Origin of the sequence: Paracoccus sp. UBA889, assembly GCA_002294185.1 — a bacterium.
GTDB lineage: Bacteria > Pseudomonadota > Alphaproteobacteria > Rhodobacterales > Rhodobacteraceae > Paracoccus.
Window position 1 is genome coordinate 1 of record DBFD01000013.1, and the last position, 3,502, is coordinate 3,502.

Below are 3,502 nucleotides of genomic sequence, written 5' to 3' on the forward strand. Positions count from 1 at the left end.
CGTTCCAGATGGTTGGCCATGAAGGGTTGACGCTTCGCGATCCGGATGCGGCGCTGTTCGGCGACGTCCTTTCGCTTCTGCTCAAGCGCCTGAAGGTCTTTTTCTGTGTGTCAGCCCGAGGCCGCGCAGCGCCCGCCAGACGGTGCCACGATGCATGTCGATGCCATGCGTCCGGGCCGGTTCCGCCGCCAATTCGTCGAGGGTGATCCCGCCCTTGTCGGCGACGCGCGCCTCGATCCGGCCAGTCACGCCCGCCAGCTTGCCGTACCCGCCGCCGTTGCCTTGCGGCCGCGGCGCCAGCGATCCGGTTTCGCGCCGCGGCTTGATCAGATCGTTCACGAACTTCGGCGACACCCGGAAGTGCCGCGCCGCCTCGCGGTGCCCGTGACCCTCATCGACGAACGCAACCACGCGCACGCGCAGCTCTATAGGATGTGGCTTTTCCCAAATGCGACCCCCATATCTGCCTGGAAGGCAGGGAATCACATTACAGCCAATCTGGAAATCCTGAATCGGACAGGCTGCGACACGCTCTAGAGGGCGGCCGCGCGGGCGAAGGCCGGGCGATGGCGCATCCGGTCGAGAAAGGCGGTCAGGCGCGGCTCGACCACCGGAAAACGCGCGGACAGCGCCCATGTCAGGCAATGGGCGAGGATGAAGTCGGGGACGGTCATCTTTTCGCCCATCGCGAAATCGGCCTCGCCGATGCGGTGGATCAGCGTTTTCTGACTGCGTTCGAATTCCCACCGCAATGTGTTTCTGATCGCGCCCAACCGCATTTCCTCCGGCAGGACGAAGCTGTGGCGCGCCGCCAGCCACAGCGCCGCGTCGAATTCGTCCAGCAGGAACTGGGTCAGGCTATCCTGACGCGCGCGGTCCAGCGTGCCGGCCGGATGGGTGAAGCGGCCGTGCCGGTCGGCCAGATAGGTCAGGATGGCGGTGGAATCGGTGATCGGCGTGCCATCATCGATCAGGACCGGCACCTTTCCCGCCGGATTGAATTCGACCACGCCCTCGCCATGCGGGTTGGCCGGCACGTGACGATAGGCCTGGCCCAGTTCCTCCAGCATCCACAGAACGCGGAAACTGCGGCTTTTCGCGGTGCCGATGATGGTGTACATGCGCGGGCTAGTCCTTCCATTCCAGCACGATCTGGGTCTGTGTGACGATGGCGGCCAGCTTGCCGTCGCCGCGCAGAATGCGGGTGTGCCAGATTTGCGTCGTGCGGCCGCGATGCAGCGGCTCGCAGATGGCGCGGGCCACATCGCCGATCCGGATCGGGCGCAGGAAATTGGTCTTGCTCTCCAGCGTGGTCGTGCTTTTGCCGCTGGGCAGGTTCAGGATCGTCGCGGTGCCGCCGGCATTGTCGGCCAGCCCCATGATCGCGCCGCCATGCAGGACGCCGTTGCGATTGGCGAGGCTTTGCGTAACCTCCATCTCCATCTCGATCCGGTCCTTCGATGCGGATACGACCCGCGCACCCAGATGCATGGCGAAATCGGATTGCAGTTTGGCCAGATCGCGCAGGCTTTCGTCAGGATCCTCCACCAGCGCCCCCTTCTTCTTTCATGCCCTGATAGAGGCGCGGATCAGGGGCGATGGCAAGGGGCCGGGTCAGGCCTTGCCGCAGGCGACGAGCTGGTTGCGATACATCGTCGCCCGTTCGCCCACGTCGCCGGCGACCTGCACCAGCCAGTCTTTAGAAAGGTAGGATTTGCGCGCAAAGCCGGTGCGGCCCTCGTGATAGGCCAGGTATTGCGAGGTCGCGTCCCATTTCGAGATGCCCAGCCGCCGCGACGAACCATCCATGTACCAGCCCATGAAATCGGTCGCGTCCTCGATATCGTTCCGCCGCGCCCCGCGGTTTCCGGTCGCGGCGCGATATTCCTTCCACGTGCCGTCCAGCGCCTGGGAATAGCCATAGGCACTGCTTTGCCGGCCGATGGGAATGACGCCAAGCGCATAGCGATGCGGCGTGCGGGCATCGCCGATGAATTTCGATTCCTGATGGATGGCGGCCATCTGGACATGGACCGGCACGCCCCAGCGGCGCTCGGCCTTTTTCATCGCACGCATATAGGCCGGGCGCTCGGCCGCGATGGCACATGCGTTGTCCAGATTGCGCGGAGCCGAATAATTGGCCACGCCGCATGACGCCAGAAGACCGACAATCGCCAGTTTCGAAAACCTGTTCATCCTGCCCTCGTCCGTTTTTCCATGATGATAGGGGAAAAACGGACCGGTTGAAATGACAAAGCCGTAGGCCGCCGGAGGCGGGCGCCTTCCCGCGGGGGCCGCGCGGTTCGGTTCCTTCAGACGGACATGACCGCCTGGACCGCGCGCCGCCAGGCGGCATAGCGATCCTCGCGCCGGTCCGGCGCCAGCTGCGGCTTGAACCGGCGATCCAGCCGCCATGCCTTGGCGTAATCCTGCGGGCCGGGACACAGGCCCGCGCGATAGCCGGCCAGCCATGCCGCACCCAGGGCGGTCGTTTCGGTGTTGTCCGGCCGGTCCACGGGTGCGCCGAGGATGTCGGCCAGAAACTGCATCGCGGGTTCGCTGGCGGTCATGCCGCCATCGACGCGCAGCACCGCGTCGCCATCCGGGATCCAGTCGGCGCGCATCGCCTCCCACAGATCGCGGGTCTGGAAGCCGACGCTTTCCAGTGCGGCGCGGGCGAATTCGGCCGGGCCGGTATTGCGCGTCAGCCCGAAGACCGCGCCGCGCGCATTGGGATCCCAATGCGGCGCGCCAAGACCGGTAAAGGCGGGGACCATGATGATCTGCTGGCTGTCATCGGCCTTGGCCGACAGGGGGCCGGTCTCGGCCGCCTCGCGGATCAGTTGCAGGCCGTCGCGCAGCCACTGGACCACCGCGCCGGCGATGAAGATGCTGCCTTCCAGCGCATAGGTCGTCTGACCATCCAGGCGGTAGGCGATCGTCGTCAGCAGCCGGTTCTCCGACCGCACGGCCCGTGTGCCGGTATTCAGCAGCGCAAAGCAGCCGGTCCCGTAGGTCGATTTCATCATGCCCGGCTGGAAGCAGGCCTGACCCACGGTTGCCGCCTGCTGGTCGCCTGCGACGCCCAGAATGGGAACCGCGCGTCCGAACAGATCGTCTCGCGTCGTGCCGAAATCGTCGGCGCTGTCCTTCACTTCGGGCAGCAGCGCCATCGGCACGCCGAACAGCTTGCACATGTCCTGCGACCATTCCCCCTTGCGGATATCGTAAAGCAGCGTGCGGCTGGCATTGGTGGCATCGGTGACATGCGCCGCCCCACCGGTCAGCTTCCAGATCAGGAAGCTGTCGATCGTGCCGAAGGCCAGCCGGCCCGCCTCGGCCCGTGCGCGCGCGCCTTCGATCCGGTCCAGGATCCAGGCGATCTTGGTGGCGCTGAAATACGGATCCAGCAACAGGCCGGTGACGCCCGTGACCTGATCCTCGACGCCCTCGTCCTTCAGGCGCCGGATCGCGTCGGCGGTGCGGCGGTCCTGCCAGACGA

The 3,502-nt window shown here is 65.8% G+C and carries 5 protein-coding genes; all 5 read right to left on the reverse strand.

Features of this window, described 5'->3' with window-relative positions:
* Positions 1–81: 81 nt before the first annotated feature.
* On the reverse strand, positions 82–486 hold the full coding sequence (locus B4L36_RS01405; protein WP_292951222.1) for a helix-turn-helix domain-containing protein: 405 nt from the start codon (positions 484–486) through the stop codon (positions 82–84).
* A gap of 47 nt (positions 487–533) precedes the next feature.
* Positions 534–1,121: a glutathione S-transferase family protein gene (locus B4L36_RS01410; protein ID WP_292951225.1), complete on the reverse strand. Its 588-nt coding sequence runs from the start codon at positions 1,119–1,121 to the stop codon at positions 534–536.
* A gap of 7 nt (positions 1,122–1,128) precedes the next feature.
* Positions 1,129–1,548: a PaaI family thioesterase gene (locus B4L36_RS01415; protein WP_292951228.1), complete on the reverse strand. Its 420-nt coding sequence runs from the start codon at positions 1,546–1,548 to the stop codon at positions 1,129–1,131.
* Positions 1,549–1,614: 66 nt separating this feature from the next.
* Positions 1,615–2,196 (reverse strand): lytic transglycosylase, encoded by a 582-nt coding sequence (locus B4L36_RS01420; protein WP_292951231.1) that lies wholly within the window; start codon positions 2,194–2,196, stop codon positions 1,615–1,617.
* A 116-nt stretch (positions 2,197–2,312) separates the two neighbouring features.
* The coding region (locus tag B4L36_RS01425; RefSeq protein WP_292951234.1) for an FGGY family carbohydrate kinase at positions 2,313–3,502 on the reverse strand (1,190 nt) is incomplete at its 5' end.

Bases quoted from the DNA above. Each gene is read 5' to 3' on its own strand.
- B4L36_RS01410 (WP_292951225.1), bottom strand. From the start codon at position 1,121: ATGTACACCATCATCGGCACCGCGAAAAGCCGCAGTTTCCGCGTTCTG.
- B4L36_RS01420 (WP_292951231.1), bottom strand. From the start codon at position 2,196: ATGAACAGGTTTTCGAAACTGGCGATTGTCGGTCTTCTGGCGTCATGC.